We start from the raw sequence: 18765 nt of genomic DNA on the forward strand, positions 1-18765 counted from the left end.
CCACGCATCCCAGGTTGCCCCCGTGCCACGCCCCCTCTCCCTCTGGGAGAGGGTTGGGGTGAGGGTCATCGATCAATGTGACCCCACCCCGCCCCCATTCACCGCTCCCCAGGAACCACGGCCGTCCCCTCCACGGAAGGCGCGTGGGAGATCCGGATGGGAGGCACATCCACGAGCGCCCCGTTCTTCTTCACGCGGGAGCCGAGGATGACCTGGAAGGGAGGCTCGTCGATGACGGGAGCGGCGCCGTAGACGACGAAGTGCGTGTCCCCGTTGAACACGACGTCGGACTGTCCCTCGCGGACGAACTCCCCGGCCGAGAGCGGGAATCCGCCCGGAGAAGCGAGGGAACCATCGGCGCGCACGAAGTTGCCGCGAACGGAGATGTGGTTCGGGCTCGATTGAGTCCACGAGGCGAGGACGCGCGAGCCATCGTAGGAGAGGGCGGCAAGGAAGTCGGTGTCCGCGCTGGTGGCGATGGGGAACCCATCGGAATCGGGCACGGAGCCATTTGCCTTCACGAGCGTGCCGAAGATGTCCGGGTTGTCGCGGCGCGTGTCGGTCCAGGCGACGACGAAGCCCTGCTTCGTGGCGACGACATCCGGCCGGGTCTGCTCACCGGGAGCGTCGGAGAGCAGGAGGCCCTCCGGGTCGAGCACGGTGCCATCGGTCTTCACGCGGGCGGCGATGATCTTCTGGGAGCCGGCGCGCGCGGCGCTCCAGGCGACGAGGAAGCGGTCATGTCCCCAGGCGGCGGAGATGCCGAAGGGGGCGATGGACGGTGCGGGAGACGCGATGAGGATTTCCCGAGTCCCGAGGCCATGGTCATCGGTCTCGAGGAGGACGCCGCGGATGGTGCGGGGGTCGGCGAAGTCGGGCCAGGCGACGAGACACTTGCGCCAGCCGCAGGCGATGGCCGGAGCGGGAGCGGGGCTGCCGAAGATATCGGCGAGGGGCAGGACGGGAGGCTCCACGGTGCCGTCGCGATTCACCCGGACGAGGTACAGGGTGCGCTGGCCCTGCCAGACGACGAGGAATTGCCTGCCGTCGTAGGCGACGGCGGGGTTGCCGGTCTCGACGGTGGGCTCGAGGTCGAGGCGGATGGCCTCGGGGTCGAGCAGCTCGCCGTGCGGGGAGACGCGAGCGGCGAAGAGCTGGCCAGGCCGGCCGGAGTCACGCCAGACGGTGAGGAATTGCCGTCCATCCGTGGCGAGCACCGGGGTGGAGGCGAAGGTGGGCGTGGACCAGGTGGGAAAGACGCGCTGCCCGCCATGGGAGTCGCGCAGGGCGGAGACGGAGCCCTCCTCGCGCGAGTCCTCTCCTCGCGGCTCGGGCGCGACGCCGCACGCGGCGAGCACGAGCGCTCCCAACACGAACCACTTCCAGCCCCGGCGTGGGGCCTGCATCTCGGACGACATGGGAAACCCCCCTCGAGAGAACGACGGGGGCAAGGTTCGTCTCGGGCGCGAGGGGAACAACATCCCCGAGGTGAGGCGCGAGCGCCGGTTGGAAGACGGTGCCAGGGACGCGGGGTGCTCGCCTGCCTGGAGGGGGCGCCAGCACCCGGTGGGCGTGGACACCCCGTCAGACGATGGCGGCTGCGGGGCGCATGCACAAGCTCGCGGGGCCCGTGGGGACGCGGGAGGGAGAGGCGGTGCTGTTGCCGAGGGCGGAGGGAGCGGCGGACGTGGGCCGCGGACCGGTCCCCGTGCCTCCCAACTCCGCCCTGCTGCTCCGGTTCGTCCGCTGACCCCAGGAGCCCGATTTCCCCTCTCCCGCCGGGAGAGGGACGGGGTGAGGGTATCCGGCCCCGGGTTCCCACTCGGGCCGTGTCCCTGTCTCAGAACCCGAGGCTCTCGATGAAGGGAGCGATCTCCTCGGCCATCTTGGCGTGGGACTCGTTGGTGGGGTGCCAGTCCTCGCCGTAGGGGTCGCCGACGATGGGGGTATAGGCGAAGTAGAAGACGTTGGGGTCTCCGAGGGACTCGACCATCTGGGAGACGTAGGCCTTCATCTTGGTCCAGTGCTGTCGGCCGGCGGGGTAGTTGTCGTTCATCATGGGGCCCACGGAGCAGATGATCTTCGCGTCCGGGTAGTACTCGCGCAGCTGCTGGACGAAGGAGGCGTAGGCGGCCTTGAACTCCTCGGCGGGCGGGGCGGTCGGGAGCTTGTCCTCGCCGAGCACGTTGAAGTCGTTGTTGCCCAGGTTGATGACGATGACGTCGGGGACGTAGTACGCCGGGTTCCAGAGGGGCTTCTCCTCGTCCGGGTACATGCGCGTGTAGAGGTAGGGGAAGGCCCTGCCCACGGTGGAGCCATCGAGGTTGCGGTAGACGCCGGTGCCGGAGATGCAGGTGGTGACGGTCTCGGCCTTGAACCGGCGGCCGAGGATGGAGCCGTAGGCCTGGGAGATGTCCTCGTTCTTCGAGTGGTAGCCGGTGTTGGGCTCGGTATAGGTGGGGGCGTAGATGTCCACCTCGTTGCCGTAGCCGCAGGTGATGGAGTCGCCGATGAACTCGAACTTCTTCTCGGGCCAGGGGGGCGGATCCAACAGGACGCCCTGGAGGCTGACGCCGAGGAAGGTCACCTTGCCGGCATAGGGCTCGGTGCGCTTGACGATTTCGACGAGGTGCTCGCCGCGGGGGAGGTTGCGGGCGCCGCGCAGCAGGTTGCGACCGGGCTTGAGCTGGACCTTGGCCGCTGTTTTCCCGTCGACGATGACGTTGACCCAGTTGGTGTGCTCGTCGCCGCCGGTGCCATGGTCCTGGAAGGCCACGTCCACGCCGGTGCAGTTGCACCGGAAGCGGACGGTGACACCCGAATGGGCATACGTGGGGCCATTCTCGGTGGACCAGTCCATGCGGCCGATGTGCTGCAACTGCTTGTCATCGGGGGCGAAGTCGAACCAGGGGTCGAAGGGCTCGCAGCCGGCCATGAAGAGGACGGGCAGCAGCCAGGACAGGTGGAATCGGCTCATGTGTAGCTCCTCCGGGGCGGCGAGTATGGCCCGGTGCGAGCACGGCGTCACTCGCGCGCGCCTGACCCTCCAGCGGGCAGGTGCAGGAATTGCGTGGGGGTGGAGCGGACGCAGCATTTGCGCTGTGCGTACGGGGCCTTCCGAGGGAGCGGGGGTGGGAACGGCCATTGCACCAGGGAGGGGAGACCCGACCTGGAGTGGAACCATGAACAAGATTCAGCGAATCCTCGTGCCGGTGGACTTCTCGGAGACGTCGAAGCGTGCGCTCGAGTACGCGCACCAGTTCATCAGCCGATTCGACGCGAAGCTGGACGTGCTGCACGTGTGGAGGCCGTCGGAGTACGCGGGGGACGAGATGGTGGTGCTGACGCGCAGCGAGCCGGAGCTGACGCTGTCCACGTACCTGCGCAACCACGCGGACCAGCAGTTGACGGCGTTCCTGAAGGACGTGCCGCACTCGAAGCAGATGTTGGAGGCGGGCGAGCCGGCGCACGTCATCACCCGGGTGGCGGAGGAGGGCGGGTATGACCTCATCATCATGGGCACGCACGGGCGCACGGGCCTGTCGCACCTGATGATGGGGAGCGTGGCGGAGAAGGTGGTGCGGCTGGCGCCCTGCCCGGTGCTGACGTACCGGGTGCCGGCGGAGAAGAAGTAGGCCGGTTTGGAGGATGGTGCCCGCCTGGGGTAGCAAGGACCGGGCATGGATGAAGAAAGCATCGTCCTGGCGGTGGTGTTCCTGCTCGGGCTGGGCCTTTTGGCGGCCGGAGTGGGGAACCTGTGGTGGAGCAGGGCCCGGCTCGCGAGGCTGCGAGGCACGCCGAGGAGCCGGGTGATGGAGGCGCGGCCGGGCACCACGGTGAAGGTGGTGGGCCGGCTGGGCGCGAGGAAGCCGGTGCGTGCGCCGCTCGCGGACGTGGACTGTGCGTACTACCAGTTGCGCGTGGACGAGCGGGATGGCGAGAACTCGAGCACGCTCTTCCACGAGACGGAATACGCGGAGGGCTGGGAGTTGGAGGACGAGTTCGGCCGCATCGGGCTCGAGCCTGGCGGGGCGTCGCTGGTGGGGATGAAGGTGCGCGAGTACACGCCCGGGAGTCTCTTCAACGGCTACGAGGTGCCGTCGCACGTGCTGTCACGCTACGTGTACACGGAGACGGGGCGTGGGGACGTGGGGGCGGGCACGCGCCTGCGCGAGGAGCGGTTGGAGGTGGGGGCGAGCGTGGTGGTGATGGGGCAGGTGGCGTTGGGAGAGCGGGGGCCGGTGCTGGTGGGCGGGGAGCGGCTGGAGGTGTTCCAGGGCACGGAGCGGGAGGTGCTGGGGCAGAAGGACTTCCAGCTCATCGCGTGGCTGATGGTGGTGGGAGGGGTGCTGCTGTGCCTGGCGGGGGGCGCGGCGATGTTCGAGGAGCCGGAACCCGTACCGGTGGTGAAGGACGAGCCGCTGAGACCCGTCGCCCCGGTGCGAGCCGGGGAGAGGCGCGAGTAGCGCGGGAATACCGAGGCGCTTGCGAGGAAGCGCTGGCGGAACGAGAGTGCAGGCCCCCTCTCCTCCCGGAGTCACGACGTGCCCTCGTTCCTCCCGCTGTCCGCCGCGTTGTTGTCCCTGCTCACCGCCGCGCCGAAGACGCCGGCCCCGGCTCCCGCGGCCGTGACGGGCCCCTCGCCGCAGGTGGCGGAGCGGCTCATTGGCGCGGCGCTCACCGAGGGCCACGCGTACGCGCGGCTGGCGGAGCTGACGGATGGGATTGGACCGCGGCTGTCGGGGACGGAGGGGGAGAAGGCGGCGGTGCAGTGGGCGAAGCGGAGCTTCGAGGCGGACGGGGTGAAGGTGTGGCTGGAGCCGGTGAAGGTGCCGCGCTGGGTGCGAGGGGAGGAGAGCGGGCGGGTACTGGGGACGGAGCGTTACCGGGAGCACCCGTTGGCGCTGATGGCGCTGGGCGGGAGCGTGGGGACGGCGCCGGAGGGGGTGACGGCCGAGGTTGTCGAGGTGCGCTCGCTGGAGGAGGTGGCGGCGCTGGGGGAGAAGGTGAAGGGGAAGGTGGTGCTGTTCAACCACTCGATGGCGGTGGCGGCGGACTACGGGAAGGCGGCGGCGCTGCGGACGCGGGGAGCGTCGGTGGCGGGGAAGGCGGGGGCGGTGGGGATGCTGGTGCGCTCGCTGGCGACGGCGACGCTGCGCTCGCCGCACACGGGGGCGATGCGTTACGACGAGGACGGGCCGAGGATTCCGGCGGCGGCGGTGTCGGTGGAGGACGCGGAGCTGCTGCACCGGCTGCTGGCGAGCGGGCCGGTGAAGGTGGAGCTGAAGCTGGGGTGCCAGACGCTGCCGGACGTGGACTCCTTCAACGTGGTGGCGGAGGTGCCGGGGCGGGAGAAGCCGAAGGAGGTGGTGCTGTTGGGGGCGCACCTGGACTCGTGGGACGTGGGGACGGGGGCGCACGATGACGGCGCGGGGGTGGTGATGGTGATGGAGGCGGCGAGGCTGATTGGGAAGCTGAAGCCGGCGCCGAGGAGGACGGTGCGGGTGGTGCTGTTCGCGAACGAGGAGAACGGGCTGAAGGGAGGGAGGGCGTACGCGGAGGCGCATGCGGGGGAGCTGGCCAACCACGTGGCGGCGATGGAGATGGACGCGGGGGGCTTCAAGCCGGTGGGGGTGGCGCTGCGAGCGGGCCCGGGAGGAGCGGAGCTGGTGAGCCCGTGGCTGAAGCCGCTGGAGGCGCTGGGGGCGGCGAACATGCTGCAGGGGGATGCGGGGGGAGCGGACATCTCACCGTTGATGCCGGCGCGGGTGCCGTTCGTGGGGGTGAGGGTGGACAGCAGCCGGTACTTCGACGTGCACCACTCGGAGGCGGACACGCTGGACAAGGTGGATCCGAAGGAACTGGCGCAGGCGACGGCGGCGGTGGCGTGGGTGAGCTACGTGCTGGCGGAGGTGCCGGGGGTGCTGCCGCGTCCGGAGGCCCCGCCGGCCGAGGCGCCGAAGCCGGCTGTGGCCCCCGTGAGCCCCAAGTCCAACTGAGCCCAATCTCCCCTCGCCCTCCGGGAGAGGAGCCCCCCGTCGTTCAAAGGGGGGGCAAGCCCCCCGGGGTGAGGGTATCGAGCCCCGAGGGTTCGCATCCAAGTCGCCGAGAGAAGACCATGAGCAACGAAGCGGACCCGGAGGATCGCCGGACGCCGAGAGAGAGCCGGCTGAAGCAGGAGCACCGCGACTCCATCCTGAGCGCACTGAAACAGGTGCACGAGCGTGTGCACGAGGCGCAACCCGAGGGCTCGAGCCCCAAGTTGTCACAGGGCTGGGTGGACCGGAGAAGACTGCTGCTGGTGGACCTGGCGTTGCACCTGTGTGAGGAGGCGGTGAAGGGGGAGACGGTGGGGACGAGGGAGTTGGCGGAGAAGGTGCACTCGGTGCTGTACGTGGCGAAGGACCTGGCGCCGGGGCACGCATTGGAGAAGGCAGCGGAGCTGGTGCTCGAGGCGCTCGGGGAAGGGGACCCGGACGCGCACGTGGATTGAAGAGCTCAGAACCCCGGAGGCTTGCGAAACGCTCCGGTGACATGGGCGAGGGACTCGGAGAGGGCGAGCAACTCCTCATCGAGCCACCTTCGCCCCACCACCTGGATGCCCAGCGGAAGCGGTGAGTCCACCAACTGCGTGAGCGGCAGGACGACCACGGGGTGGCCGGTGAGGTTGAACACGGAAGTGAACCCGGCGGTACCCGCCATATAGGGGACACGCTGGTCATCGACTTCAATCCACTCGCCGCTGGGCCTGTGGGTGAACGCTTGCCCGACGGAGACGGGACACAGCCACGCATCCCAATCGGACAGGAAGGATTCGACCTGTCCGGTGAATCGGTCGCGGATGGCGAGGGCCTCGATGTACTCGGGCATTTCAATCTGCATTCCGCGGATGACGCCGCGGTTGAGGGTGGCCTCGCCGCGCATGGCGTTGAAGCGGACGCTGATGGCGAAGCGGAACAGGAAGGGCATCTCGGAGCCGATCTCCGCGCCGAGCACGCGGCCCCAGACTTCCCACAGCTCGTCGTAGTTGATGTCCTTGGGAGCGGCGCGCTCCACGCGGCAGCCGAGCCCCTCCAGGGTGCGCGCGAGCTTCTCCATCGCGGTGCGCGTCTCCCGGGTGACGGGCAATCCACCGAAATCATCCGTCCAGGCGATGCGGTAATGCCGGGGCTCGCGCGGGGGCACGTCGCGCACGGGCAGGGGAGGCACATCGAAGTCCTCATCATCCGGCCCGGCGAGCAGCTTGAGCCCGAGCCTCAAGTCCTCCACACAGCGAGCGAGCGGCCCGGCGGCGCCCTCATACCGCACCCCGCGAGGCCGGCCAGGCAAGGGCGGAATGTGCCCGGAGATGGGGACGCGGTGCTCGGTGGGCTTGAAGCCGAACACGCCGCAGTAGTGCGAGGGCACACGGATGGAGCCACCGAGGTCACTGCCCACCTCGAAGGGAGACATGCCGGCGGCCACGGCTGCCGCGCCACCGCCGGTACTGCCCCCGGGAGTGCGAGACTCGTCCCACGGATTGCTGGCGCGGCCGAACAGGTGCCCACTGGTCTGCAAATCCAACGTGAGGGTGGGCAGGTTCGACTTGCCCAGGAGGATGCCGCCGGCGGCCTTGAGGCGGGCCACCACGGTGGCGTCATGAGAGGGGATGTGGTGGCGCAGCCGCTTGTAGCTGCTGGTGGTGCGCACCCCGGCGGTCATGAACGAGTCCTTGATGGTGATGGGGACGCCATGGAGGGGGCCCCAGGACTCGCCGCGGGCGGTGGCCTCATCGGCCTGGAGGGCGCGCGCGCGGGCGCGCTCCTCGTCGAGCGTGATGAGGGCGTTGAGCCGGGCGTTGTGCCGGGCCACCTGGGCGAGGTGGACCTCCAGCAGTTCCCGGGCCGACACCTCGCGAGCGCGCACCAGGGCCGCGAGGCGGTGGGCCGGAAGGAAGTTGAGCTCCTGCATAAGGCGCCGTCCTCCGCGCACTGTGCGCTGCGTCGTGGACTTCAAAAGCTAGACACGGGCCACGGCGGCACCGTCATCCACTGCCCGGAAGTGTGGCCCGGCCGTTCACCACATGGCGGAGGGCGGAGGGGCCCCCGTTGGCCGAGGACACTCGGGGCAGGCGGGCGAGGTCACCCGGCACCCGGCGCGGGTCCGAACCGCACCCCCCGTCAAGCCGTTCCGGTACCCGGCCGGGTCCACTATCCTCGCGGCCCCTCAGGAGGACGCATGGCGAGCCAGGAGCCCACGAAGTCCGAGCGCGCGCGCAACTTCATGGCGCTGATGAACCGACTGCGCATCATCGACGACGAGGCGGCCGAGCAGGCGTTGCTCGACGAGCTCTCCCGCCCCTCGCGCCCCTTCATCCTCTCCTTCCTCAACGCGCACGCGGTGAACCTGGGGTGGAATCAGCCAGGGATGTTGGAAGGGCTGTTGCGCTCGGACCTGGTGTTGCGCGACGGCATCGGGGTGAAGCTGGGCCTCAAGGCCTTCCAGCGGCCATTTGGGCTCAACATGAATGGCACGGACTTCATCCCCAAGGTGGCGCGCCGGTACGCGGGCCGGAAGGTGGCGCTCTTCGGAACGCGCTCGCCGTGGCTGGACAACGCGCGGCGCACGCTCGAGGAGTGGGGGCTGAACGTGGTGGCGAGCCAGGAGGGCTTTGATCCACCGGAGACGTACCTGCGGCTGGCGGCGGAGACGAAGCCGGACCTCATCATCATGGCGATGGGGATGCCCAAGCAGGAGGAGGTGTCGGTGAAGCTGCGCGAGGCGCTCACGCACCCGGTGCTCATCGTGAATGGGGGCGCCATCCTGGACTACATCGGCGGCAAGGTGCCGAGGGCGCCGGTGGTGATGCGCAAGGTGGGGATGGAGTGGCTGTTCCGTCTGGCGGTGGAGCCGAGGCGGCTCTTCAGCCGGTACGTGTTGGGCATCCCCATCTACTTCGCGCACGTGGCGGAGGTGCGGCGCTCGGGCGAGACGGGAGAGCCGCCGGGCGGGCAGGCGGTGGGCTAGCGGCAGGGCCCGGGTGCGTCCCGGGCTCCTCTTGTCGCGGGCGGGGAATTCTGCGTTGCTGAAGGCGCGCATGGAATCCGCCCAGACCGCCCATCAAGCCTTTCTTCGCACCAAGACCTTCGGAGCCCTGGACGGGCTGCGAGCCCTCGCCATCTTCGCGGTGGTGCTCTACCACGTGCTGGAGGCCCGCGAGGGACTGGTGGGCCGCTTCTACCTGAGCGTCTCGCTCTTCTTCGCCATCAGCGGCTTCCTCATCACGACGCTGCTGTTGCGCGAGCGGGCGCAGACGGGGACCATCTCGCTCAAGGGCTTCTACGCGCGGCGCTCGCTGCGCATCTTCCCGCTCTACTACGCGGTGACGGCGCTCTACATCGTGCTCGTCTCGGTGTTCGAGACGGACCAGGAGGTGCGCGGGGCCTTCTTCGACAACGTGAAGTACTACCTCACGTACACGTCGAACTGGTTCATCAAGCTGGAAGAGGGGCGCATCATCTTCTACTTCGCGTGGTCCATGGCCACCGAGGAGCAGTTCTACCTGCTGTGGCCCTTCGTGGTGCGCTACTTCAAGAGCACGTGGGGCCCGGTGGTGTTCATGTCGGGGATGCTGGCGGTGGGCATCTTCATGGGCTGGGCGACGAAGACGGGCTTCCTGGACACGCGGCACCTGTGGGTGCGCATTCTCGCGAGCATCTCCATCTCGGTGTGCATGGGCTGCCTGTCGGCGTACCTGGTGCACTTCCCCAAGCCGTTCGAGCTGACGTGGAAGGTGCTGGGGCAGGTGTGGAGCGTGCCGGTCATCGTGGTGGCGGTGTTCTTCGCCATCTACAACCACGACACGCCGCTGTGGCTGTCCTCGCTGCTGCTGACGATGATGGTCATCGCGATGTGCATCCGGCCCCAGCACGTGCTGGCGCCGCTGATCGACCACAAGTGGCTGCGCTACGTGGGCTCCATCACGTACGGCATCTACCTGATGCACATGATTTCGCTGAACATCGTGCGGCGGGTGGTGCCGCACAACCTGGCGCTGTACTACGTGCTGACGCTGGCGCTGAGCATCTTCTTCGCGACGCTGAGCTACCGCTACTTCGAGAAGCCGTTCCTGAAGCTGAAGGACCGGTTCGACTGGCGCGGGAAGAAGCCGGCGGCGGAGGCGCAGCCGGTGGTGAGCACGACGATCAATCCGGGCTGAGAGCCCCGAGGAATCCGACATCATGACGACGCAGTCCCGTTCCCCCATCCTGCTGACGATGGCCGACTACTACGGCACGCTGGCCGCGGTGCGCAGCCTGGGCCGTCTGGGAATCCCGGTCACCGTGGCCGAGTCCAAGCTGCTGGCGCCGGCGCGCTGGAGCCGCTACGTGACGAGGCGGGTGGAGTGCCCGGAGGTGGGGGACTCGGACGCCTTCCTGGAGTGGCTGATGCGCTTCGGGGAGGCGGAGCCGGGGCACGTGCTCTACCCGACGAGCGATGACATGGCGTGGCTGTTCGCGCTGCACCGCGAGGAGCTGGGCCAGCACTTCCGGATGTACCAGCCGGGGGTGGACGTCATCTACGGGCTGCTGAACAAGCAGCGGCTCCACGACTTGTGCAAGGACGTGGGGCTGGACGTGCCGGACACGTGGTTCCCGGAGGGCGAGGGGGACCTGGAGAAGGTGGCGGCCGAGGCGCGCTTCCCGGTGTTGCTCAAGCCGCAGACGCAGATTCTCTTCGAGAGCCACGTGAAGGGCTCGCAGGTGGAGCGCGCGAGCGAGCTGTTGCCGCGCTACCGGGAGTTCCTGGAGCGCAACCGGTACGGGCGGAAGCTGCTGGACTACGACGCGAAGGCGAACCGGCCGATGGTGCAGGCCTTCTACACGGAGGCGGCGCAGAACATCTTCAGCCTGAGCGGCTTCGTGGACCGGACGGGCGAGCTGTTCGTGGCGCGAGGGGCGCTGAAGGTGCTGCAGCGGCCGCGCAAGCTGGGAATCGGGCTGTGCTTCGAGGAAGTGCCGGTGGAGCCGGAGCTCGCGGAGAAGGTGCGGGCGCTGTGCAAGAAGCTGGGGTACCACGGCACGTTCGAGGTGGAGTTCATCCGGGCGGGAGGGAAGCAGCTCCTCATCGACTTCAACCCGCGCTTCTACAGCCAGATGGGGTTCGACATCGCCCGGGGGAGCCCGCTGCCGCTGTTCGTGTACGAGGCGGCGTGTGGGCACGAGGAGACGCTGGGCGAGGTGGCGCGGGAGGCGTTGGGATGGAAGGGTGGGGGCCAGTACATCTACTGCCACCGGGGCATCTTCGAGCTGTTGCTGAGGGCGCAGGGGTTGTCGGGGAGGCTGAAGCCGGACGAGGTGAAGCACTGGCGCGAGTGGTACGCGCGCAACCGGGAGCGGGCGGTGGACGCGGTCATCGACACGGGGGACTGGGTGCCGTGGATGGTGGACGTGGCCATGCACCTGCGCTCGTACGCGCGGCACCCGAAGGGCTTCATCCGGACGATGGTGCTGGACCGGTAGGGAGGCGCTTCACAGTTCCAGCTTCTTGAGACCGTTTTCCACCAGGGCCACCTTCAGGGTTTCGGTGGCCTGATTCCATCCGGACCAGTCGTAGCGTCCGAGATCTTCGACGGGCATTCTTTCGGCGAGGCTCGCTTGCATCTTCGCGTTGAAGCTGCCCCCGAAGGTGCGGAGCAGGCGCTGGAGCTCGGCCTTGGCGTCCTTCTTCAGCGCGTCCTCGTCCGGCACGGGCACGGTACAGTGCTCGCGGTCGTAGGCGAGCTCAATGGCCCGCTTGCTCGTCAGCCATGCCTGGATCTCCGGCGCGGGTTGAAGCAGCGGCACATGGGTACCGAGGCTCGTGTTGACCACATGTACGGCCTTGATGGCGGAGGATGCGGCTTCATCCGCATCATGTGTGGCCACGAGCAGGTCGACAGGGACTGGCCCGCGCAGTGGTTTCAGTGCCGCCGAGACGAGTGGCGCAAGCGCATTCGAGTCGGCGAGGAGCTCGGTCATCGCTGGCTGACGCGGGAGCCGTGGTGCTGGGGGTTGCAGGACGTGTATCCCATCATTGTCCTTGAGCCCTCGATGCCAGGACTGACCGGGATGGCGCAGCGGGTATAGGGCACGCCTCACGAGGATCTCCATGGCGCCCTGTTGATCATGGGGAACGCGGGCGAAGGGCGGCAGCGTGCGAGGCTTGCCGCGCTCGTCCTTGCCTTCGCCGAGCACGATGACGCGTAGAGGCTTTTTCATGCCCCTGTCCCTGGCACACCGCCGAGAGCCCCCGAGTACCAGAGGTCACCCGCGTTCGCCTGAAACTTGTCGACAAGTGTGCGCAGGTTTTCGCTTTCGGGAATGGCATGAATGAGCGTGCTCGTCTCGTTGCTGTACTCTACGACGCGGAGTTCCGAGGGTTCCACCCAGCGGACGAAGTCAACTGATTGGGTCGCGACGACAACCCGCAGCGGATGGCCGGTGAACTCTCCAGCTGCGAGGGAACGCAGGAATTCGACTCGCTTACCCATCAGATGAGGATGGAGAGCCGCTTCTGGTTCATCGATGAGGAGCGTGCCGTGCGGAGGCGTCGTTGCTCCAGCCCAGAGCAGGAACAGCGTTGTCAGGACACCATCCGCTTCCATCTGAGCCGGAATCAGTTGCTTCGAGCGTTGGGTCGAAAAGACCAGGTGCTGGATCTTGCCTTTGGCACCGATGTCGAAGCGGATGCGCTGGATGTGCGGGAAGAGTTCGCTCAGCCTCTGCGAGATGGCCTCGAAGCGCTCACTTTCCCGATTCTGGAGGGTGGCCAACGCTGCCACGAACCCCGAACCGTCTGGCCATACCTCGTTGTCAGAGGTGGGATGGAGCATCGCCGTGCTGTTCGGCCGAAAGTAGCGGGCGGTTCCGAAGGATTCCAGGTATTGGACAAGGCCCTCAGTTTCCTCGCGAAACGGAGGAAGCCTTCCGACCTGGGAAAGCATCCACGTGATGGAAAATTGGCGTGGCTGCGACAGGCTGATTGGCCGATCGTCGATCCTGAGCGCCTGAATTCCCATGTCACTGCTGAGCGAACGTCCATTCTGATCTCTCAGTTGTTCATTCAGGATCTGCGGTTCGGCCTTTTGCTCTGCACCCGGTTGCGCAACGATGTTGCTGCGTACTTGCTCCCAATCAATGCCGAGCGTCATTTCGTAATCGGGTTGAGTGGAACCAGGCTGGACGAATCCACGCAGGATGAGGCGCTTCGCTGCATCTCCCCCGTTGATGATCTGGGGCCAGTGGGAGCCCGTCAGTGAGTAGCCCGCGTATTTCACCTCCTGCATGGGATGGTTCCGCAGCATCGCGAACAGCTCGATGCCACGCATGACGGTCGTCTTGCCGGAAGCGTTGGACCCGAGGAGCACCGTCAGGGGGCTGAGCGACACACCCGTCTTCTGGATGGGGCCGAGGTTCTCGATTTCGATTCGTTCCAGCATTTCCGCCGAACATGCCCAGCGGGCCAGAATCGGTCAACGCCCGGGAATCGACGAACGTTGAGCGTCCCGTCCATAGGGCCGGACTTGAGGGCTCGGGCCGACTCGGGCATGTGAGCACGCATGGGACTGGGTGATGCGTTTCGCTCGTGGCGGCTCTCGCGTGAGGTGCGCCGGCTGCTGGTCGCCGGGGAACGGAAGAACGCGCTCGCGCTCGTTTCCAGCGTGGGTGGGCAACTCCGGGCCAGCGCCCTGGTCGGTCTCGCCCAGGACTGCGACGAGGACGAGCCGGAGCTCGCGTGCGAACTGCTCCAGCAGGCGCTGGTGCGCTCTCCCCAGGATGATGGCATCACCTGGCTGCTGGCCCGGTACGAGGCCCGGGCGGGCCGGGTGCGCTCGTCCGTCGAGCGGCTGCGCGCACTCCGGCTCCGTCACCCCCGCCGCGTCGATGTGCTGGCCGAGCTGGCCAACCACCTCATCGCGCTGGAGCGCGCCTCCGAGGCGGAGCAAATGCTGACGGGCTGGGAGCAGTCGCTGGAGCCCCGGCTCCTGTGCCTGCTCGGCAAGGCCCGCTTCGCCCAGGCGCGTCTGGAGGAGGCGCTTCCCCCGCTGGAGCGGGCGATGGCGCTGTACGAGGAGATGATCCGCAGCGACCCGTACGGTCAAGCCGTGCGCGATGACGCGTACGTGGAACTGGAGGCGCTCCACTCGGAGGTGCTGGCCTCCTTGCATGGCCACGAGGCGTTGGTCGTGGACGCGGCGCGCCGGCGCAAGCTGGACGCGCACGCGGGCGTGAACTTCCTGCTGCTCGCGGCACACCAGATGGTGGGAGCGCCGTGCCGTGCCCCCAGCCTCACGCTGCTCCCCATGGAGCGGATGCGGGCGCTGGCGGACGAGCGGCTGCGCGAGGACGCCTCGGATGTCGTGGGTCTCGTCCAGCGGGGCGGGGTGGCTCTCCGGGAGGGCCGGTTCAGCGACGCGCTGAAGCACTTCGAGCGGGCGCACGAGCTGTCTCCGAGTGACTTCGCGCCACTCCTCGGCAAGGGCATGGCGCTCGAGCTCTCCCAGCAGGATGTTCTCGGAGGCTTGAAGCACCTGCCCGACGTGGGCTCGCTGGAGGGCCTCGAGCGCGTATTCCCGGACTGGCCGGCGCTGACCGAGCGGGAGCGCCGCGTCGTGCATGCCTCGGCGCTCCCCTTGCGCCAGTTCCTCCCGAACCTGGCCGCGAGGGGCTTCCGCCTTCGGATCCTCCCCCTGGACGTGCGCGTCTCGGACGTGCCCGAGCTCGCCCCTCTCCGCGAGGAGCGGGCGGGGGAGGGTGACCATCGGACCTTCGAGGCGCTCCACGGCGTGACTCACGGGAATCTGGCGATGGCGAAGGTGGAGGGGCTGTTGAGCCTGTCGCCCGGGGCGAACGGGTGGGTGCTTGCCCACGAGTTCGCGCACCTCGTCCTCATCGCGGGGCCCGGCACGCTCCGCTTCCGTGTGCAGCGGTTGCTCCGGCGGGCCGAGCGCACGGGTTACGTGGGGTCCGAGTACCAGAAGCAGAACGAGGACGAGTTCTTCGCCTGTGCGTACACGGAGTACCTCGCGCGGCGCTATGGACTCGAGGTGGAGCAGCAGCTGGATGACCGGGGGGTCTCCGCCGACGTCTTCGCGCTCTTCGAGGAGCTGGAGCACCCGGTCCAGGGGTAGCCATCCCAGGCCGCCGGTTCGTTCTGTATACTGGAGAACCCTCCTGCCTGGCCCCCCTTCTCATAGCGCATGACCCTGTTCCGACACCCTGAAGACCGTATCCCCGTCCTGTTGTTCCTGTGTGTGTTCGCGCTCGACCTGACCGTGTACTTCACGGCGAGCAGCTGGTGGCTGCCCGTGCTGTGGCTCGCGGTGATGGCCATTCCGAAGGGGTGGATCAGCGCGTGGAACCACCACCACCAGCACCTGAGCATGTTCCGCCACGCCCTGCCCAACCGGCTGCTGGAGATCGTCTTCGGCTTCCAGACGGGCATCATCTCCCACGGGTGGTTCCTGCACCACGTGGTCGGCCACCACCTGAACTACCTCGACCAGGAGAAGGACGAGTCGCGTTGGAAGCGCGATGACGGCTCCACCATGGGCGAGCTGGAGTACTCCCTCAAGACGGCGCTGACGGCCTATCCGCGGGCCTGGCAGGTGGGGCGGCGCTACCCCAAGGCGCTGCGCGTCTTCCTGGCCATGGGCGTGGTGCAGGTGGCGCTGCTGGGCGTGCTCTTCTGGCACGACTGGTACAACGCGCTGTTCGTCTTCCTGCTGCCCATGTGCCTGTCTCTCTACCTCACCGTCTGGGCCACGTACTTCCACCACGTGGGGCTCGAGACTCGGGAGCACGCGGAGGCCTCGTACAACATCCTCCACCGGGGCTACAACCTGATGACGGGCAACCTCGGCTACCACGCCGCGCACCATGCGAAGCAGGGGCTGCACTGGTCGAAGCTGCCGCAGCTGCACGCGCAGATGGCCAAGGACATCCCCGCCACGCTCTACCGCCAGCCGGGCATTCCCTTCGTGTGGAGCGGCTCGGAGGAGAAGCTGGAGCTGAGTGACGAGCAGGTGGCGGCGGCGCTCACCCGGGTCCGGCCCGCGGGCTCCTGAGCCCGGACACCTGACGTGAAGTGACACACATGTGACGACGGTCTTCTTTCCCGACTGCGAGGCGACCTCGCCCAATGGCCGGTTCACCCTGGAAGCCCGCTCGCATCGCGCCCTCGAGGAGCGCGTGTACCAGGACGACTTCGTCTACCGGCTGTTCGACGGGGACCGGGTCGTCTGGGAGCGGCGGCAGGGTCCTGGCGAGCACGGGCCGCACCAGGTGTTGGTCTCGGATGACGGCTGGTCGATCCTCCGGACCCACGGCTACACGCCCCAGGTGATCGCCGTGTCCCCGGAAGGGCACGACACGATTCACGTGCTCCTCCGAAGAGCCCGTTCGGCGCAGGAGCCAGCGCAGGGGCCCGGGCAGGCGCGGCGGTGCGAGTGGGTGATCGACCCTCCCTACGTCTTCATGGGAGGTCTTTTCTGGGCGGGGGAATCGTGGCCGTACTTCTTCCAGGTGGATGGCACGGCCTGGTTCGTCTGGAGGACGAGCTGGGGCCCGCGGCTGGTGCTCGATCTCACCCAGGGGCTCCTGGTGCCGGAGGACAGTCCGGCCCGGGCCGCCATCACCCGCGCGATGGACGAGGCGGAGAAACGGGGCGCGTACCACCTGCTGTGGAAGCTGGCGGCCCGGCTGTACGAGGTCCAGCAATTCCTCGCGAGCCGCGAGCGCCCTTCCATCGGGGACAAGCCCTCGCCCCTCCAGGTCCAGCTCAGGCACGTGCGGCCCGCCTTGAAACTGGTGGGGCTGCATCGGTGTGAGGAGGCCCTGCCGGTGCTCCGGTTCTGGGAGCGGCTCGACCATGCGGGCTCCTCCCAAAGCAGTACGGCGATGGGCCGGGGTTGGGACGTGGAAGAACAGGCCTTCCGGCCCCTCCTCCACCACGCCCTGCGGTTGCTCGGGGAGGAGCCCCTGGGGTACGCGGCCTACCACTTCCGCCCGGGGCGCGGACACGCCCGGTTTCCGGTGCCCGAACATGTGGCCCACCGGCGCGAGCGAGCCGCGGAGCTGGACCCGGGCATGTCCGCCGAGCAGGTGCTCCAGCGGGTGGGCTCGCCGGACCACGTCCGGCAGCACTCGCATCCGGCCGGCAAGTTCTATCGCTGGACAGAGCAGTGGGACTACGACTTCCGGGTTGCCGGGCAATGGGTGACGCTGCGGCTCACCTGGGAAGAACACGAATCCCGGGGCCGCCTCTCCCATATCCAGGAAGCGCCAGCCTCCTGGCTCCAGGCCGACGAACGCTAGAGGGGGAATCCAGACCGATGACAAGCACTGCGGGCAGGCGTGGCCGTGACGCGACGTTCGAGGCCATCCGCTCCGCTCCAGAGTGGCGGTCCTATGTCCAGCTGATTCGAGCTCCCCGACGAGCGCACCGTGTGCCTGGGCGAGGACGTCATGCTCCTGAGGGGCTGGGGCTTCGCCGCGCGCACGCCCGAGGTGCTGGCCAGGCTCGAGCGGGCCGCACGGGAATCCGGCCGGTCGTTCCCGTCCATCCGGCAGCGGGGCCGGATGAACGCGTGGGACGCCATCTGGGTGGCGGAGTGAGCCCGGAGCGCCAGGTCAGCCGCGCACGGTCTCCGGCCGCTCGCCCGGCTCCGTTTCCCGGGGGCCCCAGGCCTTGGTGAGGTAGACGCGGGCCTCCTTCACCAGGTCCGCCTTGTGCCGCATGTAGTTGAGCGAGTTGTAGTCGTCCATGTGCTCCGACGGGAGGACGCCGAGCGAGGGCGGGTGGTGGCCCAGGGAGAAGCGCATCGGGTTGCCCTCCTCGCGCGGGAGGATGGACTCGAGCTCCACCGTGGCGAGGTCCAGATAGGGATGGGTGGCCTCGTCCCAGGCGACGTTGCAGTTGAAGATCTCCGGGCTGTCGTCCGGCTGGGGCGTGTGGAGTTGAATCTGCAGCACGTACTGGACGGGGCCGCGCGAGAGCCGCTCGACGAGCTCCTGGCGGAGGTAGTCGGGAGGGCGGCTCTCACCGGGCACCACCGCCTCCTTCCAGCGGTTGCGCAGCTCGTCCTTCGACATGAGGCCCGACTCGGGGCAGCGGTCCGCGGGCACCAGGCGGTACTTGGCGTAGCGCAGCACGCCGTCCTTGCCGACGAAGCGCGTGGCCGTCTGTGAGTGGTAGTAGAGCTGCGCGAACGAGGCGGGGTCCTTGCGGATGCCGTCCTCGGCGGCGAGCAGGCCGCGCGGGTACTTGTCGTAGTAATGCCAGTACGCGAGCTCGTTGACGCGGTGGCGCCGCTGCTGGGAGAACTCGGCGAAGTTCCGCGCCGTCCAGAACAGCGAGATGGTGCCGGTGTTCAGCTCGATATCCAGGGGGCTGTCATCATCACTGTCCGCGAACTTCAGCGACGCGGAGCGCACCTGGATGATGGTGTCGTCCTCGTAGGAGGCCGAGGCGTGCCGGAGCCGGCATTTGAACTCGCGGCCGGGCTCGAAGAAGTCATGCGCGGGGAAGGCGGGCGTCTTCGTGATGCGGATGCGCCCCTTCGCGGTGATGCCACTGTTGTGGGACATCCGCTCGCGCTTCAGGGAGAACACCAGGCACAGCGCCCAGGCCCATGCGTACGAGAACAGCCAGAGCTGCGCCTTCTTGAAAACCTTGGTCATGTCAATGAGTTCTTTGCCTTGGAGACCGGCTGGCGGGGAACTGTAGGGACGAGGACAATTCCAC

General features: G+C 68.1%; 18 protein-coding genes. 12 read left to right on the forward strand and 6 right to left on the reverse strand.

Going from position 1 to position 18765, the window contains the following annotated elements; translation table 11 throughout:
* Positions 1-98 precede the first annotated feature (98 nt).
* Positions 99-1418: a hypothetical protein gene (locus AC16DP_RS27795; protein WP_329731523.1), complete on the reverse strand. Its 1320-nt coding sequence runs from the start codon at positions 1416-1418 to the stop codon at positions 99-101.
* A 191-nt stretch (positions 1419-1609) separates the two neighbouring features.
* Here AC16DP_RS27795 and AC16DP_RS27800 point away from each other — a divergent pair, with 191 nt between their 5' ends.
* A complete protein-coding gene (locus AC16DP_RS27800; protein ID WP_329731524.1) occupies positions 1610-1750 on the forward strand; it encodes a hypothetical protein in 141 nt (46 codons plus the stop codon).
* 90 nt (positions 1751-1840) lie between these two features.
* On the opposite strand, the gene AC16DP_RS27805 is transcribed toward AC16DP_RS27800, so the two are convergent.
* Positions 1841-2977, reverse strand: coding sequence for an SGNH/GDSL hydrolase family protein (locus tag AC16DP_RS27805; RefSeq protein WP_329731525.1), 1137 nt, complete (start codon positions 2975-2977; stop codon positions 1841-1843).
* A 205-nt stretch (positions 2978-3182) separates the two neighbouring features.
* Between AC16DP_RS27805 and AC16DP_RS27810 the strand changes: the two genes are divergently transcribed.
* The 4 genes from AC16DP_RS27810 to AC16DP_RS27825 all read left to right on the forward strand — a co-directional run bounded on the left by AC16DP_RS27810 (position 3183) and on the right by AC16DP_RS27825 (position 6493).
* On the forward strand, positions 3183-3635 hold the full coding sequence (locus AC16DP_RS27810) for a universal stress protein (protein WP_329731526.1): 453 nt from the start codon (positions 3183-3185) through the stop codon (positions 3633-3635).
* Between the two features lie 45 nt (positions 3636-3680).
* Positions 3681-4466 (forward strand): hypothetical protein, encoded by a 786-nt coding sequence (locus AC16DP_RS27815; protein WP_329731527.1) that lies wholly within the window; start codon positions 3681-3683, stop codon positions 4464-4466.
* A 78-nt stretch (positions 4467-4544) separates the two neighbouring features.
* On the forward strand, positions 4545-5999 hold the full coding sequence (locus tag AC16DP_RS27820) for a M20/M25/M40 family metallo-hydrolase (RefSeq protein ID WP_329731528.1): 1455 nt from the start codon (positions 4545-4547) through the stop codon (positions 5997-5999).
* A gap of 119 nt (positions 6000-6118) precedes the next feature.
* Positions 6119-6493, forward strand: coding sequence for a hypothetical protein (locus tag AC16DP_RS27825; protein ID WP_329731529.1), 375 nt, complete (start codon positions 6119-6121; stop codon positions 6491-6493).
* Positions 6494-6498: 5 nt separating this feature from the next.
* Here AC16DP_RS27825 and AC16DP_RS27830 read toward each other — a convergent pair whose 3' ends face one another.
* The gene (locus tag AC16DP_RS27830; RefSeq protein WP_329731530.1) at positions 6499-7950 is read right to left on the reverse strand and encodes an amidase; all 1452 of its coding nucleotides are present in this window, start codon (positions 7948-7950) and stop codon (positions 6499-6501) included.
* A 267-nt stretch (positions 7951-8217) separates the two neighbouring features.
* Between AC16DP_RS27830 and AC16DP_RS27835 the strand changes: the two genes are divergently transcribed.
* The 3 genes from AC16DP_RS27835 to AC16DP_RS27845 all read left to right on the forward strand — a co-directional run bounded on the left by AC16DP_RS27835 (position 8218) and on the right by AC16DP_RS27845 (position 11501).
* A complete protein-coding gene (locus tag AC16DP_RS27835; RefSeq protein ID WP_329731531.1) occupies positions 8218-9006 on the forward strand; it encodes a WecB/TagA/CpsF family glycosyltransferase in 789 nt (262 codons plus the stop codon).
* 70 nt (positions 9007-9076) lie between these two features.
* Positions 9077-10198, forward strand: a complete 1122-nt coding sequence (locus AC16DP_RS27840; protein WP_329731532.1) for an acyltransferase family protein — start codon at positions 9077-9079, stop codon at positions 10196-10198.
* Positions 10199-10220: 22 nt separating this feature from the next.
* The gene (locus AC16DP_RS27845; protein WP_329731533.1) at positions 10221-11501 is read left to right on the forward strand and encodes a carboxylate--amine ligase; all 1281 of its coding nucleotides are present in this window, start codon (positions 10221-10223) and stop codon (positions 11499-11501) included.
* Between the two features lie 9 nt (positions 11502-11510).
* Here the strand turns inward: AC16DP_RS27845 and AC16DP_RS27850 are convergent, their stop codons facing one another.
* Positions 11511-12239: a hypothetical protein gene (locus tag AC16DP_RS27850; RefSeq protein WP_329731534.1), complete on the reverse strand. Its 729-nt coding sequence runs from the start codon at positions 12237-12239 to the stop codon at positions 11511-11513.
* Positions 12236-13459 carry an AAA family ATPase gene (locus AC16DP_RS27855; protein ID WP_329731535.1) on the reverse strand — a complete coding sequence of 408 codons (1224 nt, stop codon included), beginning with the start codon at positions 13457-13459 and terminating at the stop codon, positions 12236-12238. The genes AC16DP_RS27850 and AC16DP_RS27855 overlap by 4 nt, the downstream gene beginning before the upstream one ends.
* A 120-nt stretch (positions 13460-13579) precedes the next feature.
* Here AC16DP_RS27855 and AC16DP_RS27860 point away from each other — a divergent pair, with 120 nt between their 5' ends.
* From AC16DP_RS27860 to AC16DP_RS27875, 4 genes are all read left to right on the forward strand, one after another.
* Positions 13580-15151 carry a tetratricopeptide repeat protein gene (locus AC16DP_RS27860; protein WP_329731536.1) on the forward strand — a complete coding sequence of 524 codons (1572 nt, stop codon included), beginning with the start codon at positions 13580-13582 and terminating at the stop codon, positions 15149-15151.
* A 69-nt stretch (positions 15152-15220) separates the two neighbouring features.
* Positions 15221-16087: a fatty acid desaturase family protein gene (locus AC16DP_RS27865; protein ID WP_329731537.1), complete on the forward strand. Its 867-nt coding sequence runs from the start codon at positions 15221-15223 to the stop codon at positions 16085-16087.
* Positions 16088-16118: 31 nt separating this feature from the next.
* Entirely contained in the window at positions 16119-17336 is a 1218-nt protein-coding gene (locus AC16DP_RS27870; protein WP_329731538.1) for a hypothetical protein, read from the forward strand.
* Between the two features lie 150 nt (positions 17337-17486).
* Positions 17487-17636, forward strand: a complete 150-nt coding sequence (locus AC16DP_RS27875; protein ID WP_329731539.1) for a hypothetical protein — start codon at positions 17487-17489, stop codon at positions 17634-17636.
* Between the two features lie 15 nt (positions 17637-17651).
* On the opposite strand, the gene AC16DP_RS27880 is transcribed toward AC16DP_RS27875, so the two are convergent.
* Positions 17652-18701, reverse strand: a complete 1050-nt coding sequence (locus AC16DP_RS27880; RefSeq protein WP_329731540.1) for a catalase family protein — start codon at positions 18699-18701, stop codon at positions 17652-17654.
* Positions 18702-18765: the final 64 nt, after the last annotated feature.

The sequence above is a fragment of the Archangium sp. genome, from assembly GCF_057119385.1.